The following is a 21,499-nucleotide window of genomic DNA, read 5'->3' on the forward strand; positions in this document are numbered from 1 at the left end:
AATCGCAGGATCCATACCGAATCCAGATAGGCAGTAAAAGAATCGGTATGATCGCCTCATGCGTATTCACGTTGCGACCGACCATGCCGGCCTCGAATTTAGTCAGCAGCTGCAGCAGCATCTGCGTGATCAGGGACACGAGGTGATCGATCACGGCCCCGCCGAGTACGACGCGCTCGATGACTACCCCTCGTTTTGCATCAACGCCGCACTGGGCGTTGCCCGCGACGAACGCGACGGCGTCGAAGCGCTGGGCGTTGTGTTCGGTGGCTCGGGTAACGGCGAGCAGATCGCGGCCAACAAGGTGGCGGGCATTCGTGCCGCCCTCGTGTGGAACGAGTCGACCGCTGAGCTCGCACGCGAGCACAATAATGCCAACGTGATCTCGATCGGCGCGCGCCAGCACCCGGTCGAAGACGCGATTAAGTTCATCGACCTGTTCGTGGCGACCCCGTTCCCCGGTGACGAGCGCCACGTGCGCCGTATTAACCAGCTGGGCGAGTACGAGACAACCGGTGCGATCGCCGGTAAGCAGGTCGACACGCTGTAGCGCAGCGAGTCCGTTCGTCATCCTGCACCCTTCCCACGTCATCCTGCGCCCTTCCCACGTCATCCTGCGCCCTTCCCACGTCATCCTGCGCGACGGAGGAGTCGCAGGATCCATGCGTGTGGATTCTGCGAGTCGCAAGCTCCGGCAGAATGACAGGGTAGGGCCTGCGGGAGCGCAGCGAGTCGCAGGATCCAGCTCAAACTAAGGGAGTTCCGTGCCTGAGGGGCATTCCGTACACCGCATTGCCCGCCAGTTCGCGGCAAACTTCGTGGGCTCGTCACCAGAGGTGACGAGCCCACAGGGGCGCTTTGCCCAGGGTGCCGCGCTGATTAGCGGGCGCAAAATGCTCGACGCGCGTGCCGTCGGCAAGCAGATGTTTCTCGAGTTCGAGGGCGGGCACTGGCTGCGGGTACACCTGGGCATCTACGGCGCCTGGGACTTCGCGGGGGAAGTGCAGGTCGACCCGTCGATCATGATTCACGGGTACACGCCGGGCCACTCGAAGCTTGGCCAGACGGGGGAACATTCGCGGCCGAGCGGATCGGGCATTGCCCCGCTCGACGCCGATGCCGAAGACTCGGTCACCTCGATTGGAGCGCCCAGGCGCACGCGCGTGCGTATGGCAGAAGAAGACCGTGAGAGCGCGGCATCGTTCGCGTTCCCGCCCGAACCCGTGGGTCAGGTGCGCGTGCGGCTCTTGAACGACACCGTGTGCGCAGACCTGCGCGGGCCTACGGTGTGCGAGGTGCAGACTCCCGCCGAAATCGACGCGGTCATTCAGCGGCTCGGGCCCGACCCGGCAAACGCCAACACTCCCGCTGAAAAGCGCCGCTTCGTGGAGCGCGCGGGCAAGAAGAAGACGGCCATTGGTGTGGTGCTCATGGACCAGTCGGTGGTCGCGGGCATCGGTAATGTGTACCGAGCAGAGATGCTGTTTCGCGCCGAGCTCAACCCGCACACGCCTGCAAATACGCTCGACCGCGCCGTGCTCGAGGCGCTCTGGGATGACTGGGTGCACCTGCTCGAGATTGGTATAACTGTCGGGCAGATGATCACGATCGACGGACTCACCGGCGCCGACTATGAGCGGGCGCTCGTGGAACGCGACGAGCGGCACTGGGTGTACAAGCTTGAGGGCACCCCGTGTAAGCGGTGCGGCGCCAACATCATTCTTGAGGAGATGGCGGCGCGCAAGCTCTACTGGTGCGCCGGCTGCCAGCACTAGATTTCTGCACGCTGCGAGTGTGTGAATGTTATGCTGGACCATGTTCAAGATCGCGGTTGCCGCGTCTGCGGCATTAACAATTGTTCTGCTGGGGGGCTGCGCGGGGGCAGGCGATCCCAGTATGACCGGAGCCCCCGTCGATGAGTCGGCGCAATCGTCTGCGGCGTCGCCCGCAGGAGCGTCAGACAAAGACGTATTCACTCCGCTTGTGGGGGAGGTGCTCGCTGCGCCTGAGGCTGTGCCGTCAACCGACAGTAAGGTGCATCTCGCGTACGAGCTGCTGCTCACGAACGTGCTGGGGCAACAGCTCACCGTCGATGCGCTCACGGTCGTGGGTGATGGTGACGAACTCCTGGCATTACAGGGTGATGCGCTCACGCCGTGGGTTCGGCCTCTCGGGGCCGCGGCTCCCACGCGTACAATCGCACCCGGGCAGCAAGCGATCATCACACTCGACGTGAAAGTCGCGTCGCCCGATGCGGTGCCGCGCGCGCTGACACACGCTGTAACGCTCTCGCCAGCAGAAGCGATGCCACCGATGATCGAATCCACGATGACGCAGCACGTTGCCCCCGTCGACGTGAGTGAGCAACAGCCCGTTGTCATCGGTTCACCGGTACAGGGCGATGGCTGGCTCGACGGCAATAGCTGCTGCGAAGTAACTCCGCACCGGTCGGCGGTCAATCCGATCAACGGTGGGCTCTATGCGCCAGAGCGATTCGCGATTGACTTCGTGCAGCTCGACGAGCAGGGCCGCATCTTTAACGGAGCCATCGATGACCTGAGCAGCTACGCCTACTACGGGGCCGACCTCGTCGCTGTCGCAGACGGGCCAATCGTCTCGATGGAGTGGAGCCTGCCCGAGGCGCAGCCCGGCGCACACCCGGGCGGGCTGGAGCTCTCGCAGTACGGCGGCAACAACATCGTGCAAGACATCGGTGACGGGCGCTACGCCTTTTACGCGCATTTACAGGGCGCGAACCCCCAGGGCCTCAAAGTGGGGCAAGAGCTTAAGCGCGGCGACGTGATCGGCCAGCTCGGCAACTCGGGCAACACCGACATGCCGCACCTGCACTTTCACGTGATGAACTCACCCTCGCCGCTCGGTTCAAACGGCCTACCTTTTCTCATCGACAGCTTCACACTGGCGGGCACCCTGACGAACGACAACCTGATGGCATGCATGGAGCAAGCGATTTCGTGCGAGACGAGCGCCTCGGGCAGCACCGGAGCGGCTGATAGTACCGCCATGGCTGACACGGGGCTGCTCTACCGCGACGTGATCGACGTCGCAGGCTAAGCGCCGATGGCACACGCCCGCCGCCCACCCGCCGCACGCCCTCCTCGAGACCGCCTCACGGCTACCCCACGCTGGCGAGCGCGAAGGGTAGCACTGCCGGGGCGCCCGCGCGCAGCAGCTCGCGTGCAGCTACCGTGATGCTCCAGCGGCTGTCGACGAGGTCGTCGACGAGCAGAATTGGGCCGGGAGCGTTCGCGAGCACCGCCTGGAGCTGCTCGGGCACCGAGAACCTGCCCCACACCGACGCGAGGCGAAACGCACTGTTGCCGCCCGGGCCCGCGACGGGGCGCGTCGGGTCGGCCTCGAGCTCACCCAGGTAGGGCAGCCGCCCGCGCTCGGCAATCGCGGCGGCCGTCGACGCCACCAGCTGCGGCCGGGTCATGGACGGCATCGCGACCACTCCGACGGGCCGCTCGGCCCACGGCCAGTCGCGCAGCGTCGCGATCACGCCCTCCATGAGGCGCGCATCGATCGGTGTATCGGGTGCCCCGACCGCAAACCGTTCGCGCAGCGTGCCGCCCCACCCGAGGTCGGTGAGGCGCGCCACCGCGCGGCCGGTCAGTGCCTTCTCTGACGGGGTGATGCGCCCGCGCACCGGCAGACCGCGCTTGTCAGCGCCCGTCGGCCACATGCCGCGCGGCTCGATCGGCACCCCAGTGCCATCGAGTTGGCTTGCCGCCCGCGATGCCGCCTCGCCCGACAGGTCTGTCGGGTACCAGGGCCCTGCGCACACGTCGCACCTGCCGCACGCTGCCGCCGCCGGATCATCGAGTTCCCGCTGCAGCAGTTCCATGCGGCAGGTCTCGCCGCGCTCGTAGGCGAGCATCGCCTCTTGTTCTTGCACGCGGGCTGCAGCGATGCGGGCGTAGCGCTCGGCGTCGTAGTGCCAGGGGGTGCCAGTCGCCACCCATCCGCCCTTTACGCGGCGCACCGCGCCGTCGACGTCGAGCACTTTGAGTAGCAGCTCGAGCTGGGTGCGCTTTAGGTTCACGCGCGCCTCAAGCGCGGGCGTCGACAACGGCTCGTCACCGAGCGCGGCGATGACGGCCGCGGCCCTCTCCGGATCCGGCATTGACGCGGTCGCAAAGTAGCGCCAGATCTCGATATCTTCGCGGCCTGGCAAGAGCAGCACGTCGGCGTGATCGGTGGCGCGCCCCGCGCGCCCCACCTGCTGGTAGTAGGCGACGGGCGAGGAAGGGGCTCCGAGATGCACTACGAAGCCAAGGTCGGGTTTGTCGAACCCCATGCCGAGCGCGCTCGTGGCGACGAGCGCCTTCACCTCGTTGGCTTTGAGTGCCTGCTCGAGCCTGGCCCGCTCCTCTGGGTCGGTGCGGCCCGTATATGAGGCGACCTGCATGCCTGCGTCGCGCAGCAGCGCCGCCGTGTCTTCGGCGGCCGACACAGTGAGGGCGTACACGATGCCGCTGCCGGGCAGCGAGCCCAGGTGCGAGATCAGCCACGCGAGCCGGTCGCGCGCCGACGGGAGGTTTAGCACCCCGAGCCGCAGCGAGGCGCGTGAGAGCGAACCCCGCAGTGTGAGTACATCGCTGCCGAGCTGCTCTGCGACATCGGCGACCACCCGGCCATTTGCTGTTGCGGTCGTCGCGAGCACGGGAATGGACCGGTCAATCTGATTAATCAGCGTCGCAATGCGGCGGTAGTCTGGGCGAAAATCGTGGCCCCAATCAGATATACAGTGCGCCTCGTCGATCACCAGCAGTCCCATGCGGGCGAGGAGACCCGGCAGCTGCGCCTCGCGAAACGCTGGGTTGTTGAGTCTCTCGGGCGACACCAACAGCACGTCAATCTCATCGGCCGCGAGCTTCGCCGAGATATCTCTCCACTCGTCGGCCGTGGCCGAGTTGATAGCGGCGGCGCGCACTCCGGCACGCTCGGCAGCCTCTACCTGGTCGCGCATCAGCGCGAGCAGGGGCGATACGAGCAGGGTCGGCCCCGCCCCGCGAGCCCGCAGGAGCCCCGTCGCCACAAAGTACACTGCCGACTTGCCCCAGCCGGTGCGCTGCACGACGAGCGCGCGGCGACGGTCGTCGACGAGTGCGCTGATCGCCTCGAACTGGCCGGGGTGAAACTCGGCGTCTGCACGGCCCGTCAGGCTGCGTAGGAGCGCTGTCGCAGCGGCGCGCGTGTCGGTGAGAGCGGGGGAGGCTTGCTGCTCGTTCATGCCTGCGTTCATGCCTATGATCATGCCAGGTGCTACCGACATCGTGTCTCGTGTCGTACGCGGGCCGGGCATGTGGCATAATTGATCCTTGTGCCACGGTGCGGCACTGCCGTGAGGGTCCGCACACACCGTGAGCCAAACACCTTAGTACTTTTAGAAATCCGCGATCCCGACTTACGGCGGGCGCAGAGAGAGACAATCATGCAGAAGCTCGACCACGTCGATGCCGCGTCGCTCAAGAGCGACATTCCCGAGTTCCGCGCCGGCGACACCGTCAAGGTGCACGTCAACATCGTTGAGGGCAACCGTTCGCGTGTCCAGGTGTTCCAGGGCGTCGTAATCTCGCGCCACGGCGAGGGCATCCGCGAGACCTTCACCGTACGTAAGATCAGCTTCCAGATTGGCGTGGAGCGTAAGTTCCCCGTGCACTCGCCCGCAATCGACAAGATTGAGGTCGTCACCCGCGGTGACGTTCGTCGTGCGAAGCTCTACTACCTGCGCGAGCTCACGGGCAAGAAGGCGAAGATCAAGGAGAAGCGCGACCGCTAAGTCACGCTCTTCCTGCAGGCTGTTTACGACACGCCTGTGTCATTCTCAGGCTCCCACCCCCAAAAGGTGGGAGCCTGAGGTGTCTGCCCGCTTTCTGTGCGGGCCCGCCACTGTGCGCCGTGACAGCGTCGCATGCCCTCTCTCATTTTCAAGGAGCCGCCATGAGCGAAACCGCAGCGCAGCCCGCTAACAAAGCGCGGGGTGGTGGGTTTCTCGGCTTCATACGTGACCTGCTCGTCATTCTCGTGGTCGCGTTTCTCGTTTCTTTTTTGCTTAAGACGTTTCTCGTGCGCAGCTTCTATATTCCATCAGTGTCGATGGAACAGACACTCAAAGTCGACGACCGCATTCTCGTGAACCAGCTTGTGCCCGACATTATCGATGTGAAACGCGGCGACGTGGTCGTGTTCAAAGACCCGGGGGGCTGGCTCTACCCGCGCGGCACGCAACCGCCTCGGGGATTCGAGAAAGTACTGCAGTCTGTGGGGCTTGCCGCTGATACGAGTCACGAGTACGTCGTCAAACGCGTCATTGGTGTGGGCGGCGACCGTGTCGCCTGCTGCGACGCACAGGGCCGCGTGACCGTCAACGGAGTGCCACTCGACGAACCCTACATCGTGATACCGCCGGGCGAGACCGCCGCGTCAAAGCTCGACTTCGACGTGACCGTGCCCGAGGGGTCGGTGTGGGTGATGGGTGATAACCGCTACCAGAGCAAGGACTCGCGCTACAACCAGGACCAGCCCGGTAAGGGATTCGTGCCCGAAGATGAGATCGTGGGCCGCGCCTTCGTTATCAACTGGCCGCTCAACCACTTCACCTGGCTCGGCACCCCAGAGGGGACCTTCACTGGCGTTGAGCAAGCCAAGCAAGCTGACCAGGCTCAGCAGTCTGCTCCGGATCAATAATGCGGCCGCTCAAACCTGACGCAGAGAAAGACCCCACGCTCGATTTCGAACGTGAGCTGTGGGCCGCAGGAGCTCCGCTCGTGATCGGGCTCGACGAGGTCGGGCGTGGAGCGATCGCGGGGCCCGTGGCCGTCGGCGCGCACGCCGTGCTCGCGGGGTCAGACACGTTTCCTGAGGGGCTGCGCGACTCGAAGCTGCTGAGTGAGAAGCGCCGCGCCGTCGTCGCCCCGCTCGTCGCCACCTGGGGAGTCGGCGCCGTCGGCTACGCGAGTGCCGCCGAAATTGATGAGCACGGGATCACGCAGATGCTCGGGGAAGCGGCGCGCCGCGCCCTCCTCGCACTGCACGAGCAGGGCATCGACGTGACGCAGGCCGCGATCATCCTCGACGGGTCACAGGACTGGCTGTCGCCCGTGCTGAAGAGCCCGCTTAACGTGCGCACGCGCGTGGGAGCCGACCGGCTCTGTGCCAGCGTCGCCGCGGCGTCAGTGGGAGCCAAGGTCGCACGCGACTTGCTCATGTGTGACGCCGCCGAAGCGCACCCAGAGTATGCCTGGGCGTCAAACAAGGGGTACGGTGCTGCCGCGCACTACGCCGGCATCAAGGCCCACGGCCTCACCGAACTGCATCGCCACACCTGGATCAAGGCGTGAGGGGCCCGGGCGGCGCAGCTCGCCAGGCCCGGGCGGTAGGCTGGTCGAGTGAGTAAGCACGCCATATCTGCCGATTCCCCCATTGGAGTCTTCGACTCGGGAGTGGGCGGGCTCACGGTCGCTCGCGCGATTCGTGACCAACTGCCCGGCGAATCAATGATTTACGTCGGTGACACTGAACGCACTCCCTACGGCCCGCGCCCCATCGCTGAGGTGCGTAGGTTTGCTCTTGAAATCCTTGACGACCTAGTCGCCCAGGGTGTCAAAATGCTCGTGATCGCCTGCAATACGGCCTCGGCGGCGGTGCTGCGCGATGCGCGCGAGCGCTACGACGTGCCCGTCGTCGAAGTGATCGGACCGACCGTGCGTAGCGCCGCCTCGATCACACGCAACGGCAGGGTTGGGCTGATCGGCACGCAGGGCACGATCCAGTCACGCGCGTACGACGACCTGTTTGCGATGCGGCCCGAGATCCGGCTCACAGCAGCCGCGTGCCCCAGATTCGTTGAGCTCGTCGAGGCCGGTGAGACGAGCGGTCCCGAGGTGCACCGCGTGGCCGAGGGATACCTCGCACCGCTCATCGCCGAGGGCATCGATACGCTCGTGCTCGGTTGCACGCACTACCCGTTCTTGCGCGGTGCCCTCAGGCAGGTCGTGGGCCCAGATGTGGCGCTCGTATCGAGCGACATCGAGACCGCGAACGAGGTGTTTCAGGTGCTCACCGAGATGAACCTGCTGCGCCCACCCAGCACCCAGGAACCAGCGCTGAGGTACGAGGCGACGGGCCCCGACACCGCCGGGTTTGTAGATCTCGCACGCCGCATGCTCGGCACCCAGATCGACGCCGTCGACCTCGTGCACACGGGGGCCATCACCGTGCCCCGCTAAAGCCCACTCTCGTAGACCACAGCGCGGGGCTAGCATGTCGCCCCGCGCTCGTCGTATCGTATTTTCAATACCACCCAAGGAGACCCATGTCTGAGTACACCCGCGTCGACGGCCGTTTGGTCGGCGAGATGCGCCCCGTCACGATCGAACGCGGCTGGAGCGCGCAGGCTGAGGGCAGTGCTCTCATCTCTTTTGGCAACACGCGCGTGCTGTGCACCGCGTCGTTCACTCCGGGAGTGCCGCGCTGGCTCAAGGGCGAGGGCACCGGGTGGGTGACCGCAGAGTATTCGATGCTGCCGCGGTCGACGAACGAGCGCATGCAGCGCGAGTCGGTGCGGGGCAAGATCGGTGGCCGCACCCACGAGATCTCACGTCTCATTGGGCGTAGCCTGCGCGCTGTGATCGACACGAAGGCGCTCGGCGAGAACACGATCGTCATCGACTGCGACGTGCTGCAGGCCGACGGCGGTACCCGCACTGCGTCGATCACAGGCGCCTACGTGGCGCTCGCTGACGCGATCGAGTGGGCGCGCGCGAACGGGCACATCTCGAAGAAGGCGCAGCCGCTCAAGGACTCGGTGGCTGCCGTGTCGGTGGGTATCGTGGGCGACACTGCGATGAGCGATCTCGCGTACACCGAGGATTCGGCGGCCGAGACCGACATGAACGTGGTTGTGACAGGCTCGGGCGACTTCATTGAGGTGCAGGGCACGGCCGAGGGCGTGCCGTTTAAGCGCGATGAACTCAATGCGCTGCTTGACCTGGCGCTCGCGAGTGCCGAAGAGCTGACCCTGCTGCAGCGCGAAGTGCTGTCGGCCGACAACGGAGGTGCCGCATGACCCTGAAGATTGTTCTCGCCTCGCACAACGCGCACAAGCTCGAGGAGCTGCGCCGCATTCTCGGCCCGCAGATCCCCGGCATCGAACTCGTAGGCTACGACGGGCCCGAGCCCGTCGAAAACGGCCTCAGCTTCGAAGAGAACGCGCTGATCAAGGCGCGCGCGGCGGCCGCACACACCGGGCTGCCCGCGATCGCCGATGACTCGGGCATCACCGTCGATGTGCTCGGCGGCATGCCCGGCATCTTCTCGGCGCGCTGGAGCGGCCCGTCGCGCGACGACAAGGCCAACGTTGACCTGCTGCTGTGGCAGCTCACCGATGTGGCCGACGCGCACCGGCAGGCGGGCTTTGTGTGCGCGGCCGCGCTCGTGATTCCCGGTGACCCGGCGGTGCCGGGTCAGCCCGCCACCGAGGTGTGCGAGCTGGGGGTGTGGCAGGGAACGCTGCTGCGCGAAGCGACCGGCGAGAACGGCTTCGGCTATGATCCGGTGTTTGAACCCGAGGGCATGAACCGTTCGGCGGCCGAACTGACCTCGACCGAGAAAGATCAGCACTCGCACCGCACGCGCGCGTTCACGGCGCTCGCGCCCGAAATTATCGCGCGCCTGGGCGCCTAGCCCGCGAAGGGCGTACAGCGCAACGGCCCCGGGTGCTTGCACTCGGGGCCGTTCGCGTAGCTTATGTGAGCAGCAGCGTGGCCTGCGCGGCGATCACGACCGCGATCACCACAAAGAGCGCGCCCGCGACCACGTCGATCCACGGGGCGAGGCGGGCAAATCGCGCGCGAAACCCGGCGCCAGACGAGGCGAGCGCGATACCCACAAACCAGGCCACGCCCGACACGATCATCGCGCCGATGATCGCCCCCTGCGTGCTGACGCTCGCCTGAGCGGGCAGAAACTGGCTGAGCAGGGCCGTGAAAAACACGAGCGCCTTCGGGTTCGCGAGGTTCGTCGTGACCCCCAACACAAACGGCCTGCGGGTGTGGGCGGGGGCGGCTTCGCACGATCCGGATCGCGCCTGTCGCAGCTGGGCGATGCCGCCGCGCGCGCTTTGCACACCGAGCCAGGCCAGCACGGCGGAGCCTACGAGCTGGATCGCGGGCAGCAGCGCCGGGGCCGCCGCCAGCAGCGCGCCCATGCCGAGCACCGATGCCGTGATCCACACGACGTTGCCAGCCATGATGCCGAGCGCAGACAGCACCGCGGCCCGGCGCTCGCGCACGCCGAGGCGGAGCACGAGCAGTACATCGGGGCCGGGCATTGCGACGGCCGCACCCCAGGCCAGCGCGAGGCCGCCCCAGGCGGCGAGGGTCACAGCTGCAGGATCGCGCGCGCGATCATGAAGTAGATGATGAGGCCGGTGGCGTCAACAAACGTCGAGATGAACGGGTTCGAGAACACGGCGGGGTCGACCTTTACCGCGCGAGCAAGCAGCGGCATGCCGCCGCCGACGGCCGCGGCGACCGTGCACACCGCGAGCAGGGTGAGGCCGATCACCGCGCCGATCTCGGGGGAGTACACGAGTCCCGCGATGGCGAAACCGAGGCTGCCGAGCAGCAGCCCGAGTGATGCGCCCGTGCGCAGCTCGCGCGTGAGCACACGCACGAGGTCCTTCGGGCGTACATCGCCGAGCGCGAGGGCGCGCGTGACGGTCGTGGCGGCCTGATTACCGGTGTTGCCGCCCGTGCCAATGAGCAGCGGCACAAACAACGCGAGCACCGTGACCTGTTCGAGGGTCGCCTCAAACACCTCGAGCACCTGCACCGTGAGCGTTGCACCGACCGCGAGCACGAGCAGCCACACGACGCGCGACTTTACGAGCGTAAACACGGGCGTCGACAGGTAGGGCCGGCGCAGCGGTTCGGTGCCACCCTGGCGAGCGGCGTCTTCGCTCTCTTCGTGCTCGAGGATGCGCACGGCATCGTCAATTGTGAACATGCCGACGAGCCTGGACTCGCTGTCGACGACGGGCATCGCGAGCAGCATGAGGTCGGTGATGCGGCGGGCCGCAACCTCTGCTTCTTCAACGGCCTCGGCCGAGTGCGGCTCCTGCATAATCGATGCGATAGTCGCCTCGGGGTCAGCGGCCATGAGATCGCGGAGGCTGACGATGCCCACGAGGTGACGAGAGTCATCGAGCACGGGGATTGTGTAGACCGTCTCGGCCTCGTGCAGGCCGGCGTGTACGCGGTCGAGGCTCTGTGCCACGGTGTAGCTTGCGCGCGTCGATACATACTCGGGGGTCATGCGCCGACCCGTGCTGCCCTGGGGGTAACCGAGGAGGGCAGCGGTGTTGACGCGCTCCTTCTCGGGGAGGCCCCGCAAGAGCCTCGTCGCGAGCGCGGCGGGCACCTCGTCGACGAGCCAAGCGCGGTCGTCGGGGTCGAGCTCTGCGAAGAGGCGCGTCACCTCTGAGTCCTGCAGTCCGTGCAACAGGTCGCTTTGCAGCGTGGGGTCGAGTAGCTCGAACACTTCGAGCGCGCGATCTTTGGTGAGCAGGCGGTAGAGCACCGCGCGCTCCTTCGACGAAACGCGCTCAAACGCGAGTACAACATCTGGCACCGGCAGCAGGCCGAGCTGCTCGGTGAGGGCCGGCAGATCGCGGGCGCCTAGATGTCGCTCGACGAGCGAAATCGTGGTGTCGATGGGGGTGGGCTGAATGTGTGTCATGAGGCACCACTTTCGGTGGGCCGGCCTAACGGCCAGGCGAATGGTTCACACGGAACTTCCCGTGTGAGGGTATTCGTGGGTGCCGGGCCCTGGGCATGCTACAAGCGCAGAATGCGAGGGGAGCCCGGCTTGAAACTGCAACTGTCGCTGGGCACTGTCTCACCTCGCCTAAATAGAAATCTTGTGGGCACAGTAAAGCCGCCCTGAGTCGAACGCTACCAGCATGGCGCGCGGTGCACCAAATGGCTTGGGGCCTACCGGTTTGATTACAGGGGCTCACTAAGTCTCACTGTAATCATGAATTGCAGTGTGCGGCGCCCTACCGCCCCTTGTTGCCGGTGTGCCAGGTATACACGGCCCGGGCTAGGGCCTCATCGACGACCAGTTCGGTGATGAGTCCTGCCGCGAGTGCGCCGCGCAGGCTATCGCGTTTGGAGGTGCTCGTGACAATGCACAGCCGGTGCGGAATCTCACGAATAGCATCGAGCGACGGGCCGCTCGAGCGCTCGTTCAGATCAATCCCGTCATCGCTGCCGTCGGCGCGATAGAACACCGTGGCGCAGTCGCCCACGACACCGTAGCGTTTGATGGCGGCGCGGTCTTCGCGGTCGAGGTACCCGCCTGAATAGACGTGTGAGGGGAGCTCTGCTTGCGGTGAACCGAGCCCAAACACAAACAACCCGGCCCGCGCCTGCTGCTCGCGCACCGCGCGCACGCTACGCTCGCGCCACATCGCCTGCTTGGTCAGCGGGTCATCAAACAGGGCGGGCACGGGAAACTCGTGCACGGTCATGTCGAACGCGGTCGCGAACCGCCCCAGCAGGTCGCCCGCGTATGAGATACCGGTTGTCTGCAGGTTGACCGCGCCATTCATCTGCACCACATGCGAGGCGTGCGTGGGCTTTGAGGGCAGCCTGCTGGCGACGGTCGAAAGCGTGGATCCCCAGGCGACACCCATCGTGAGTTGAGAGCTCACAGCCTGGGTGAGTACACCCGCCGCCGTGTGTGCGGTGCGATCAAGCACCTCGAGTTCGGTGGCGCGCGCGGGGGCCCGCACGACGTGCGCGGTCACCCCGAGGGTGTTTGAGAACCACGCTTCGAGCTCGTTCTGGGCTGCCTCGGGGGAGTGAATGGTGATCTCAACGAGACCACTTTCTCGCGCAAACGTGAGCAGACGTGAAACTGAAGACCTCGACACCCGCAGCTCTGAAGCAATCGCTTCCATGGTGAGATTCTGCTGGTAGTACAGCCGTGCGGCACGCAGCGCAATCTCGGCGCGGGGTACGCGTTCCCTAGCAGTCACGAAACTCCTTTGCGACACGGGTGATGGTTTTTGCACGTTTGTGCAGAATAGTTGCACTCATGACCATAGCGGCCCATGCTGGGGGCGTGCAGGATCAATCAGATTTTTCAGAGGCAACCACCGCCCGTATTGCGTCGCTCACCGGCCGACCCAACGCGCGCGTGCTGGTGATCGGTGCGGGTATCAACGGCATCGCCACGTTCCGCGACCTTGCGCTCCAGGGCGTCGACGTTGCTCTTGTAGAGCGGGGGGACTATGTCTCGGGGGCGTCTTCGGCCTCGAGTCACATGGTGCACGGGGGCATTCGCTACCTCGAGAACGGTGAGTTTCGGCTCGTCAAAGAGTCCGTAACCGAGCGCAACCGACTGCTGCGCATCGCACCGCACTATGTCAAGCCACTCGAGACGACGATTCCGATCTACAAGACCTTCTCGGGTATCCTTTCAGCCCCGTTCCGGCTGCTCGTGACCCACGGTCGCGGCAAGCCGAACGAGCGCGGAGCGTTTCTGATCAAGGTCGGCCTCATGATGTACGACACCTTCTCTCGCGGCGGCGGGCAGGTGCCGAAGCACCGCTTTCTCGGTAAGAAACGTGCGCTCCAAGAGCTGCCCGACATGAACCCGGGCCTCAAGTACACGGCGACCTACTACGACGCGTCGATGCACGATCCCGAGCGGCTCGCGCTCGACGTGCTGTGGGACGGCATCGAGACGGGCAGCCACGCACGCGCTGCAAACTATGTCTCGGCCGTGGGCCACTCTGATGCCGGGGTGCGCCTGCGCGACGAAGTAACGGGCGCAGAGTTCGACTTCGCCGCTGATCTCGTCGTCAACACGAGCGGCCCCTGGACCGACCTGACCAACGAGGCGCTCGGGCAAGAGACGCAGTTTATGGGCGGCACCAAGGGGTCGCACATTGTGCTCGACCACCCCGAGCTGTTCGCCGCCACCCGCGGCCGTGAAATCTTCTTCGAGCACTCCGACGGCCGCATCGTCTTGATCTACCCGCTCAAGGATCGGGTGCTCGTCGGCACCACCGACATCAACGCTGACCCGCGCGAGGACAGTGTCTGCACCGACGAAGAGGTCGAGTACTTCTTCGATCTGGTGGGCCACGTGTTCCCCAAGATCGAGATCAAGCGCTCCGACATCGTGTACTCCTTCTCGGGTATTCGCCCGCTGCCCAAGCACGACGACACCGCCCCCGGCTTCGTCTCGCGTGACTACCGCATTGTTGAAGGCCGCATGGGCCAGACGCCCACGCTGAGCCTCGTGGGCGGCAAGTGGACCACGTTCCGCGCGCTCGCTGAGCACCTCGCCACCGAGGTCATGACCCGGATCGGTGGCAAGCGCACGGTCGAAACCACGAATCTTTCGATTGGCGGGGGCAAAGAGTTTCCGACCACCGAGGGTGCTGAACGGTTGTGGGTCACCGCGCACGGTGACGGTCTCGACCAAGCAATCGTTGCTTCGCTGCTTGCGCGCTATGGCACGCGAGCGGCCGCGCTCATCGCCGAGCTGCCCGAGCAGCCCACCGAACTCGCGCACGCTCGCGGTTACTTTGTCGAAGAGCTCGCGTATCTCGCGCGCACCGAACACATCGTGCACCTCGACGATCTGCTGAAGCGCCGCACCTCGCTCGCATTCTGTGGGCACCTCACGAGCGAACTGCTCGAGGAGCTCGCCGAGGTTTTGGCCGACACCCTCGGCTGGAGTGAAGCTACGCGAGCGAGCGAGGTTGCACGTGCGACACAGATCTTGCGTGACGCGCATCGCGTCACGCTTGGAACGAGTGGGATCGCCCCGCTCGGATAACTCCTAGCGCGGGTGCCCACGACAGCGTGTGGCGAGGCACCCGTGCGCCCATTTCACCGAAAGGTCAATGAAGACATGACAGACATTAACCTCGGGCTGTATTTCACGTCCGAACTCGTGGGCACAGCGCTGCTCGTGCTGTTTGGCTGCGGCGTTGTAGCCAACGTGGCGCTCGCCAAGACCAAGGGTAACGCCGGCGGGTTCGCGATGGTGAACTGGGGCTGGGGCTTTGCCGTGTTTGTCGGCGTGCTTGGCTCGGCCTACTCGGGTGGCCTGCTCAACCCTGCCGTCGCGATCGGCATGTTGATTGCGGGCAAGATTACGATGACGATGTTCTGGGTGGCCGTCGCCGCAGAGCTCATCGGCGCCGTCCTCGGTGCGATCCTGTGTTGGGCCACGTACCGCGACCACTTCAATGCCGACGCAGAGCCCGCCGCCAAGCTCGGCGTGTTTGCGACGGGGCCCGCGATTCGCTCGTACGGGTGGAACTTCGTGACCGAGGTGATCGGCACGTTCACCCTCGTGTTCATTGTGTTTGCCTTCGCAGACTTCGGTGATATTCAGGTGGGCGTGCCGGGCGGCCTGGGCCCGATCACGGCGCTTCCTGTGGCGTTCTTGGTCGTTGCGATCGGTATGTCGCTCGGCGGCCCGACCGGGTACGCCATCAACCCGGCGCGTGACCTTGGCCCCCGTATCGCGCACGCGATCCTGCCGATCAAGGGTAAGGGTGGCAGTGACTGGTCGTACGCGTGGGTTCCGGTCTTCGGTCCACTCGTGGGTGGCGCGCTCGCGGCATTCGCAGCCCCCTTGCTGCTGGGCTTCGCCGCGGCCATCTAGTCGCTGCAGCAGCTGACACGCGACAACATATTCCGTAGATTTCCTAGACACCCATAGAAGGAGCAGCATCGTGGCTGAATACGTTATTTCAATTGATCAGGGCACCACATCGTCGCGCGCGATGATCTTCGACCGCAGCGGCAACGTGATTGCCGTGGGGCAAAAAGAACACGAGCAGATCATGCCGCAGCCCGGCTGGGTCGAACACGACGCAGTCGAGATCTGGCAGAACGTGCAAGAAGTGATTGGCGTCGCGCTCGGCCGCGCAGGCATCACCCGACACGACATCGAGGCGATCGGCATCACCAACCAGCGCGAGACCGCTGTGGTGTGGGACCGTCGCACGGGCAAGCCGGTGTACAACGCGATCGTGTGGCAAGACACACGTACCCAGGCGATCGTCGACCGCCTGGCGGCAGACGGTGGCGTCGAACGATTCAAGGAGATCGTGGGGTTGCCACTCGCCACGTACTTCTCGGGCACCAAGGTGGCGTGGATTCTTGAAAACGTTGAGGGCGCCCGCGAGGCGGCCGATGCGGGCCACCTCATGTTTGGCACCACCGACAGCTGGGTAGTGTGGAACCTCACGGGCGGTGTCGACGGCGGCGTGCACGTCACCGACGTGACGAACGCATCGCGCACCCTGTTCATGGACCTCGCCACGCTTACGTGGCGCGACGATATTCTCGAGGCGTTTGGTGTGCCGCGTTCGATGCTGCCCGAGATCAAATCATCGTCTGAGGTGTATGGTCACGCCGAAGACACGTCGCTCTTGCGCGAGACACCCATCGCGGGCATTCTCGGTGACCAGCAGGCGGCCACGTTCGGGCAGGCCGCGTTTCGTTCGGGCGAGAGCAAGAACACTTACGGCACCGGCTGCTTCTTGATCTTCAACACCGGTGAAGAGATTGTGCACTCAAAGAACGGGCTGCTCACGACCGTCGGGTTCAAGCTCGGCGACGGTCCCACGCACTACGCACTCGAGGGTTCGATCGCCGTCACCGGGTCGCTGATTCAGTGGTTGCGCGACCAGCTCGGCATTATCGACAGTGCGCCCGAGGTTGAGCAGCTCGCAAGCTCGGTCGAGAACAACGGCGGCGTGTACTTCGTGCCCGCGTTCTCGGGGCTCTTCGCGCCGTACTGGCGACCCGACGCCCGCGGCGCGATCGTTGGGCTCACCCGCTACGTCAACAAGGGCCATATCGCGCGCGCCGCGCTCGAAGCGGTCGCGTTTCAGACCCGCGACGTGCTCGACGCGGTCAACGCCGACGCGGGCGTCGAACTCACCGAGCTCAAGGTCGATGGCGGCATGGTCGCAAATGACGCGCTGATGCAGTTTCAGGCAGACGTGCTGGGTGTGCCCGTGGTGCGCCCGGTCGTGGCCGAGACGACGGCACTCGGCGCCGCTTATGCCGCAGGTCTTGCGGTCGGCTTCTGGAGCGGTCTCGACGACCTGCGCGCGAACTGGCAAGAGGAGCGCCGCTGGGAACCCGCGATGGTGGCAGAGGACCGTGACCGCGAGCTGCGGCTGTGGCGCAAGGCGGTCACCAAGTCGATGGACTGGGTGGACGAAGACGTCGCCTAACGTACGGGGAGCTCGACGAACGAGACGACTCACGAAGCAGCCTAGGCTGGGGGTATGACAGCTCAGGATCTTCGCGTCTCGGTGTTGGGTTACGGGGCGATCGGCGCGCGCGTGGCAGGGGCCATCGCGCGCGCCGAGATCCCCGGCGTGACGCTCGTGGGGGCGATCGTGCGCACGCCCGCGAGCGCCGAGGCTGCCGGGATCCGGCCCCTGCATCTCACAGAGGCGCTCGCAGAGAGCGACCTGATCGTCGAGTGCGCGACCGGCGAGGCGCTGCGCGTGGCGGGGCCGCAGATCATTGCGGCCGGTGTCGCGTTATTGCCCGCGTCGCTGGGGGCGCTCGCTGATCCGGATCTGCGGGCCCGGCTCATCGAGAAAGGCCCGGGCCGCTGCTATCTCACGGCCGGCGCGATTGGCGGGCTCGACCTCTTGGGGGCCGCCGCTCGCGACGGCGGGCTTGAGGCCGTCACGCTCACCTCAACGAAGCGTGCCCGCACGCTCGTGCAGCCGTGGATGACCGTGGCGGAGGCGGAGCGGCTGCGTGACGCGGAGGGGGCCTTCACGCTGTTTGAGGGCAGCGTGCGAGACGCGATCGCGCGGTTTCCGGCGTCGCTCAACGTGGGCGTAGCGTTGGCCGCGGCAACTGGGCTGTGGGACACGGTGCGGGTGCGGCTGGTCGCAGACCCGACCGCAGAGCTCACGAGCCACCGCATCACGGCCACGGGCGCCGCGGGGGAGTACGACTTCTCGATCACGAACAAGCCACTCTCCACCTCGCCTGCTTCGAGCGGCGTGGTGTCGGCAGCGCTGTTGCGCGGGGTGGCGCAGATCGCGCGCCCCTCGGGTGCGTTTGTGTAGAACCAATAGAGTTGACCCATGCCTGACACAGCTGTTACCCGGCCTGGCGGTCTCGCGCGCGTGCAGCGCTGGGAGCGGCGCACCGCGTGGCCGCTGTTTGCGGGATCGCTCGTCTTCTTCGCGTGCTTCACGATGAGTTGGGTCGACCCGCACCCTGAACCGCGTTTGCGGGAGTTAGGGGCCGCCACGGTCGTCGTGCTGTGGGTGTGGTTTGTGGCCGACTATTTCATTCGTATGTACCTCGCGCGCGGCCACGTGCGTCAGTTCTTTGCGACCCGCGGGCTCGACCTTCTGAGCATCGTGCTGCCTGCGTTTCGGCCCTTCTTGATTCTGGTCACGATCTGGCGCATGCCGGTGTTTGCGGGCGCGAACGCCACACGCATGCGTGTCAGATACGGGCTCATTACCGTGCTCTTCGCATTCATCTACGTGTACGTGAACTCGTACTTCGTGTGGGCGGTTGAGAAAGGTGCACCGGGCGCGACGATCGTGAACTTCGAAGATGCCGTGTGGTGGGGGTTCGTCACGATCTCGACCGTAGGCTACGGCGACTACGCGCCTGTCACGCTGCTCGGTCGCGTCATCGCGATCGGTCTCATGGTAGGTGGAGTGCTGGTGATCGGCGTCACGACCGCCACAGTGCTGTCGTATCTCACCGACCGTATTCGTTCAATTGCAATCCCGGATCAAGATCGCGCCCAAGCCCAATCCCAAGCCCAAGCCCAAGCCCCAGCCGCAGACGTGTCAGTCGTGTCAGGCGAGCGGGAGCCTACCGGGTGAAGGTTTGGTACCAGACCTGACACATGAGCACCTGAGCTGACGTAGGCTGAGCGAGTGCTCGCCATCCCCCCAAGTGTGAGCGCACGTGATACAAAATATGCGCGCCTAGTTCCGTTTTAGACACATTCATAAGCGGAACTAGACGCGCATATTTTGCTTTCGCAACGCGAAAGGGCAGTAGCTTATGTGAAGCTACTGCCCTTTATTTTCAACGTGTACGCGAGATGGGACTTGAACCCACACGTCCGAAGACACTGGAACCTAAATCCAGCGCGTCTGCCAATTCCGCCACTCGCGCGTGCGGCCGATTTTCATCGGCCGAGAACCAGCTTAGCGGTTCTTGGTCTCAGACACGATTTCGGCGCCCTCGGGGAGTTTCGCACCTGCCGGGAGCCTTACCGTCACGAAACCGTCGACTGCTTCGCCGGGCTTAGGCGACTCCGCAACGGTCGTGGTCGGTTGCCCCATCAGCTCGGATTCGACGGCAGCGGCCGTGACCTGGTCACTGTGGCCCCCGTCACCGTGGTGGCTCATCTTGTCGATCCACGCGAGTGCAAGCGCCGAAACGATAAATGCGAGGTGAATCATGACCTCCCAGAAGACGCCGGTCGACGAGTAGAGCACGCGACCGTCGGCCGCGAGCACTACGCCGTCGTCCATGCGTCCCACCTCAATAAACGTCTTGAGCAGGTGAATCGACGAGATTGAGATGATCGAAATTGCGAGCTTGACCTTGAGCAGGTTCGCGTTGACGTGTGACAACCAGTCGGGTTCGTCATGGTGCCCACTGACCCGAATCTTCGAGACGAAGGTCTCGTAGCCGCCAATGATCACCATGATGAGCAGGTTTGCGATCATCACGATGTCAATGAGCGCGAGCACGCTGAGCATGACTTCCGTCTCAGAGATCTTGCCTGAGAGGACCACGTTCTCGAGCAGATGCCAGAGCTCAACAAAGAACAGCACGACATAGATTGCCTGCGCGATGATCAAGCCAAGGTAGAGCGGTGCTTGAAGCCATCGGCTGGCAAAAATGAAGCCGGCGAGGGTACGCGAGGCGGGCCCGGGCCCGCGCTGGGCGCTGCGTTCAATTGACGCCTGCTGATTGCGGTTCACGTGGTCTCCCATGGAATCGTGGTGAAAAGATGCGTCACAGCATATCGCGCGCCACGCCAAAAAATTCTTAAAACACTGCGGCTCACTAGCCCCGCGGCGTATACTGGGCGACGCGAAGGGGAGTATCCCGTCTTTGCTCACGTCGTCAATACGCAGCGCGCCGATCGCACTGCCGGTGTGGGCACGGCCTGATCCGGATCTTGCGTGGGCCACGAGGCCCGCGATCGAGCCGCGACCTGGCCGGGGGAGAGACTTTCGGCATGTGGCGTACCCACACCGAGAGAAAGTAACACTCCAAGTGACTTCAGTTCTACCGCTCTGGTTCGAGATCGGTTCAATGATCGTGCTCGTGGGCATCTTGCTCGTCGACCTGCTGCTCATTGTGCGCCGTCCGCACGTTCCCTCTATGCGCGAGGCCAGCCTGTGGGTCGGGTTCTACGTGCTGCTGGCCCTCGTGTTCGCGGGTGCGATGTTTATCATTGGAGACGTACAACACGGCTCAGAGTTTCTCGCTGGTTGGCTTACCGAGTACAGCCTGTCGATCGACAACCTGTTCGTTTTTGTGCTGATTCTTGCGGCATTCAAAGTGCCGAGCGCCTACCAGCAGCGTGCCCTGATGATCGGTATTGTGCTTGCGCTGGTGTTTAGGGGCCTGTTTATCTTGGCTGGCGCCGCACTGATCGAACGCTTCATCTGGGTCTTCTTTATCTTCGGCGCGTGGCTGATTTGGACGGCCTGGCAGCAGGTCAAGCCCGGTGGCGATGACCACGGTGGCGATAGCTGGGTGGTTCGTCAGGCCAAGAAGGTCATGCCCATCACCGACGAGTACGACGGGGGCAAGCTGCGCACCACCGTCGATGGCAAGCGCATGTGGACCCCCTTCTTTCTCGTGCTCGTGTCGCTTGGCACCACCGACCTGCTGTTTGCGCTTGACTCGATTCCCGCGATCTTCGGTATTACGCAGAGCCCGTTCATTGTGTTCACCGCAAACGTGTTTGCGTTGATGGGGCTGCGCCAGCTCTACTTCTTGCTCGGTGGCCTGCTCGAGCGGCTCGTATACCTCAAGTACGGCATCGCCTTTATCTTGGCGTTTATTGGCGTGAAGCTCGTGTTCCATGCGCTGCACGAGAATGACGTGCCGTTTATTAATGGCGGCGAGCCCGTCTTGTGGGTGCCCGACATTAGTACCTGGATGTCGCTGGGCGTGATTCTGGGGGCAATGGGCATCGCGACGATTGCGAGTGTTGTGAAGGCGAGCCGTGATGCGAAGGCTCGTGGCGAGCGGCTGCATTTCGGTGCCGCAGAAACGCAAGGCGATAAGCGCAGCGACACGCAAGCGACAGACGAAGGCTAGCCTGACCGTCTCCGAATGCACCCGGTGCTAGACTCCTAACCATGCGATCGTGGCTCGTGCTTCTTCACTGCCGCGACGGGGCCTAA

General features: G+C 64.7%; 20 protein-coding genes and 1 tRNA gene. 15 read left to right on the plus strand and 6 right to left on the minus strand.

Annotation, left to right across the window (positions count from 1 at the left end):
- Positions 1-58 precede the first annotated feature (58 nt).
- The 3 genes from ACXR2T_RS11000 (at position 59) to ACXR2T_RS11010 (ending at position 3,075) form a co-directional block, all read left to right on the plus strand.
- Complete coding sequence (locus ACXR2T_RS11000) at positions 59-550, plus strand: ribose-5-phosphate isomerase (RefSeq protein ID WP_458815756.1); 492 nt, start codon at positions 59-61, stop codon at positions 548-550.
- Positions 551-764: 214 nt separating this feature from the next.
- Positions 765-1,775, plus strand: a complete 1,011-nt coding sequence (locus ACXR2T_RS11005; RefSeq protein ID WP_458839380.1) for an Fpg/Nei family DNA glycosylase — start codon at positions 765-767, stop codon at positions 1,773-1,775.
- 121 nt (positions 1,776-1,896) lie between these two features.
- Positions 1,897-3,075: a M23 family metallopeptidase gene (locus tag ACXR2T_RS11010; protein ID WP_458839378.1), complete on the plus strand. Its 1,179-nt coding sequence runs from the start codon at positions 1,897-1,899 to the stop codon at positions 3,073-3,075.
- A 61-nt stretch (positions 3,076-3,136) separates the two neighbouring features.
- On the opposite strand, the gene ACXR2T_RS11015 is transcribed toward ACXR2T_RS11010, so the two are convergent.
- Positions 3,137-5,269 (minus strand): RecQ family ATP-dependent DNA helicase, encoded by a 2,133-nt coding sequence (locus ACXR2T_RS11015; protein WP_458839376.1) that lies wholly within the window; start codon positions 5,267-5,269, stop codon positions 3,137-3,139.
- A gap of 189 nt (positions 5,270-5,458) precedes the next feature.
- On the opposite strand from ACXR2T_RS11015, the gene rplS reads away from it, so the two are divergent.
- From rplS to rdgB, 6 genes are all read left to right on the plus strand, one after another.
- Positions 5,459-5,806 carry a 50S ribosomal protein L19 gene (rplS, locus tag ACXR2T_RS11020; RefSeq protein WP_458815762.1) on the plus strand — a complete coding sequence of 116 codons (348 nt, stop codon included), beginning with the start codon at positions 5,459-5,461 and terminating at the stop codon, positions 5,804-5,806.
- Between the two features lie 161 nt (positions 5,807-5,967).
- Complete coding sequence (lepB, locus tag ACXR2T_RS11025; protein WP_458815764.1) at positions 5,968-6,714, plus strand: signal peptidase I; 747 nt, start codon at positions 5,968-5,970, stop codon at positions 6,712-6,714.
- Positions 6,714-7,367 (plus strand): ribonuclease HII, encoded by a 654-nt coding sequence (rnhB, locus tag ACXR2T_RS11030; RefSeq protein WP_458839375.1) that lies wholly within the window; start codon positions 6,714-6,716, stop codon positions 7,365-7,367. The genes lepB and rnhB overlap by 1 nt, the downstream gene beginning before the upstream one ends.
- A gap of 48 nt (positions 7,368-7,415) precedes the next feature.
- Positions 7,416-8,255 carry a glutamate racemase gene (murI, locus tag ACXR2T_RS11035; RefSeq protein ID WP_458839373.1) on the plus strand — a complete coding sequence of 280 codons (840 nt, stop codon included), beginning with the start codon at positions 7,416-7,418 and terminating at the stop codon, positions 8,253-8,255.
- 86 nt (positions 8,256-8,341) lie between these two features.
- Positions 8,342-9,094 carry a ribonuclease PH gene (gene rph, locus ACXR2T_RS11040; protein WP_458815770.1) on the plus strand — a complete coding sequence of 251 codons (753 nt, stop codon included), beginning with the start codon at positions 8,342-8,344 and terminating at the stop codon, positions 9,092-9,094.
- Positions 9,091-9,711 carry an RdgB/HAM1 family non-canonical purine NTP pyrophosphatase gene (gene rdgB, locus ACXR2T_RS11045; RefSeq protein ID WP_458815772.1) on the plus strand — a complete coding sequence of 207 codons (621 nt, stop codon included), beginning with the start codon at positions 9,091-9,093 and terminating at the stop codon, positions 9,709-9,711. Before rph ends, rdgB begins: the two co-directional genes overlap by 4 nt.
- Positions 9,712-9,772: 61 nt before the next feature.
- Here the strand turns inward: rdgB and ACXR2T_RS11050 are convergent, their stop codons facing one another.
- From ACXR2T_RS11050 to ACXR2T_RS11060, 3 genes are all read right to left on the minus strand, one after another.
- On the minus strand, positions 9,773-10,411 hold the full coding sequence (locus ACXR2T_RS11050) for a LysE family translocator (protein ID WP_458839371.1): 639 nt from the start codon (positions 10,409-10,411) through the stop codon (positions 9,773-9,775).
- The gene (mgtE, locus tag ACXR2T_RS11055) at positions 10,408-11,766 is read right to left on the minus strand and encodes a magnesium transporter (protein ID WP_458815776.1); all 1,359 of its coding nucleotides are present in this window, start codon (positions 11,764-11,766) and stop codon (positions 10,408-10,410) included. The genes ACXR2T_RS11050 and mgtE overlap by 4 nt, the downstream gene beginning before the upstream one ends.
- Before the next feature lie 319 nt (positions 11,767-12,085).
- A complete protein-coding gene (locus ACXR2T_RS11060; RefSeq protein ID WP_458815778.1) occupies positions 12,086-13,069 on the minus strand; it encodes a sugar-binding transcriptional regulator in 984 nt (327 codons plus the stop codon).
- A gap of 59 nt (positions 13,070-13,128) precedes the next feature.
- On the opposite strand from ACXR2T_RS11060, the gene ACXR2T_RS11065 reads away from it, so the two are divergent.
- From ACXR2T_RS11065 to ACXR2T_RS11085, 5 genes are all read left to right on the plus strand, one after another.
- Complete coding sequence (locus tag ACXR2T_RS11065) at positions 13,129-14,883, plus strand: glycerol-3-phosphate dehydrogenase/oxidase (RefSeq protein ID WP_458839370.1); 1,755 nt, start codon at positions 13,129-13,131, stop codon at positions 14,881-14,883.
- A 75-nt stretch (positions 14,884-14,958) separates the two neighbouring features.
- A complete protein-coding gene (locus ACXR2T_RS11070) occupies positions 14,959-15,720 on the plus strand; it encodes an MIP/aquaporin family protein (RefSeq protein ID WP_458839368.1) in 762 nt (253 codons plus the stop codon).
- A gap of 70 nt (positions 15,721-15,790) precedes the next feature.
- Complete coding sequence (gene glpK, locus ACXR2T_RS11075) at positions 15,791-17,305, plus strand: glycerol kinase GlpK (protein WP_458815784.1); 1,515 nt, start codon at positions 15,791-15,793, stop codon at positions 17,303-17,305.
- Positions 17,306-17,359: 54 nt separating this feature from the next.
- Positions 17,360-18,163, plus strand: a complete 804-nt coding sequence (locus tag ACXR2T_RS11080) for an aspartate dehydrogenase domain-containing protein (protein ID WP_458839366.1) — start codon at positions 17,360-17,362, stop codon at positions 18,161-18,163.
- Between the two features lie 18 nt (positions 18,164-18,181).
- A complete protein-coding gene (locus ACXR2T_RS11085; RefSeq protein ID WP_458839364.1) occupies positions 18,182-18,943 on the plus strand; it encodes a potassium channel family protein in 762 nt (253 codons plus the stop codon).
- A gap of 216 nt (positions 18,944-19,159) precedes the next feature.
- Here the strand turns inward: ACXR2T_RS11085 and ACXR2T_RS11090 are convergent.
- Together ACXR2T_RS11090 and ACXR2T_RS11095 are read right to left on the minus strand one after the other, a co-directional pair.
- A tRNA-Leu gene (locus ACXR2T_RS11090) sits at positions 19,160-19,241 on the minus strand.
- A gap of 32 nt (positions 19,242-19,273) precedes the next feature.
- Entirely contained in the window at positions 19,274-20,059 is a 786-nt protein-coding gene (locus ACXR2T_RS11095; protein WP_458839363.1) for a TIGR00645 family protein, read from the minus strand.
- 298 nt (positions 20,060-20,357) lie between these two features.
- On the opposite strand from ACXR2T_RS11095, the gene ACXR2T_RS11100 reads away from it, so the two are divergent.
- Positions 20,358-21,413 carry a TerC family protein gene (locus ACXR2T_RS11100; protein WP_458839362.1) on the plus strand — a complete coding sequence of 352 codons (1,056 nt, stop codon included), beginning with the start codon at positions 20,358-20,360 and terminating at the stop codon, positions 21,411-21,413.
- Positions 21,414-21,499 lie beyond the last annotated feature (86 nt).

This window comes from Leucobacter faecis (assembly GCF_054456635.2).

What these genes read in the sequence shown, in the direction of transcription:
- lepB (WP_458815764.1), top strand. Translation starts at nt 5,968, where the DNA reads ATGAGCGAAACCGCAGCGCAGCCCGCTAACAAAGCGCGGGGTGGTGGG.
- ACXR2T_RS11080 (WP_458839366.1), top strand. Translation starts at nt 17,360, where the DNA reads ATGACAGCTCAGGATCTTCGCGTCTCGGTGTTGGGTTACGGGGCGATC.
- ACXR2T_RS11065 (WP_458839370.1), top strand. Translation starts at nt 13,129, where the DNA reads ATGACCATAGCGGCCCATGCTGGGGGCGTGCAGGATCAATCAGATTTT.
- rplS (WP_458815762.1), top strand. Translation starts at nt 5,459, where the DNA reads ATGCAGAAGCTCGACCACGTCGATGCCGCGTCGCTCAAGAGCGACATT.
- ACXR2T_RS11085 (WP_458839364.1), top strand. Translation starts at nt 18,182, where the DNA reads ATGCCTGACACAGCTGTTACCCGGCCTGGCGGTCTCGCGCGCGTGCAG.
- mgtE (WP_458815776.1), bottom strand. Translation starts at nt 11,766, where the DNA reads ATGACACACATTCAGCCCACCCCCATCGACACCACGATTTCGCTCGTC.
- rph (WP_458815770.1), top strand. Translation starts at nt 8,342, where the DNA reads ATGTCTGAGTACACCCGCGTCGACGGCCGTTTGGTCGGCGAGATGCGC.
- rnhB (WP_458839375.1), top strand. Translation starts at nt 6,714, where the DNA reads ATGCGGCCGCTCAAACCTGACGCAGAGAAAGACCCCACGCTCGATTTC.
- ACXR2T_RS11000 (WP_458815756.1), top strand. Translation starts at nt 59, where the DNA reads ATGCGTATTCACGTTGCGACCGACCATGCCGGCCTCGAATTTAGTCAG.
- rdgB (WP_458815772.1), top strand. Translation starts at nt 9,091, where the DNA reads ATGACCCTGAAGATTGTTCTCGCCTCGCACAACGCGCACAAGCTCGAG.
- ACXR2T_RS11010 (WP_458839378.1), top strand. Translation starts at nt 1,897, where the DNA reads ATGACCGGAGCCCCCGTCGATGAGTCGGCGCAATCGTCTGCGGCGTCG.
- ACXR2T_RS11070 (WP_458839368.1), top strand. Translation starts at nt 14,959, where the DNA reads ATGACAGACATTAACCTCGGGCTGTATTTCACGTCCGAACTCGTGGGC.
- ACXR2T_RS11015 (WP_458839376.1), bottom strand. Translation starts at nt 5,269, where the DNA reads ATGAACGCAGGCATGAACGAGCAGCAAGCCTCCCCCGCTCTCACCGAC.